Annotated in this window: 1 pseudogene; it reads right to left on the bottom strand. The window is 57.2% G+C overall.

The features are described 5' to 3' along the window. Positions 1–304: pseudogene (locus BBX50_RS27855) on the bottom strand (flagellin); the annotation flags it as partial.

Genomic DNA, 304 nt, shown 5'->3' with positions numbered 1-304 from the left:
CGCCGGAAGCGTTGACTTCGATCAGCGAGCTCTTGTTGGTGTCGTACTGCAGCGTCGTCAGGCTGACATTGCCCTTGGCGTCGCGGTTGAACGAACCGACAACCGACTTCGTGCCGGCAAGGTTGTTCGGGTCGGTGTAGACCCAGTTTTCGCCGGAGAACGAGGCCGACTTGGCAATGCTCAGAAGCTGGTTCTGCAGCTCCTTGATTTCCTTCTGGATCTTGCTCTTGTCAACGCCCGGCTCGCTGGCGGTAACCAGCTTCTTCTTGATTTCGTCGACGACGTCCTTGGAGTTTTCCATGGC

The organism is Ensifer sp. LC11, from assembly GCF_001695835.1.
In the GTDB taxonomy this organism is placed as follows: Bacteria; Pseudomonadota; Alphaproteobacteria; order Rhizobiales; family Rhizobiaceae; genus Ensifer.
Note: the sequence above shows the minus strand (reverse complement) of the source record. Positions and strands in the feature narration are given on the sequence as shown.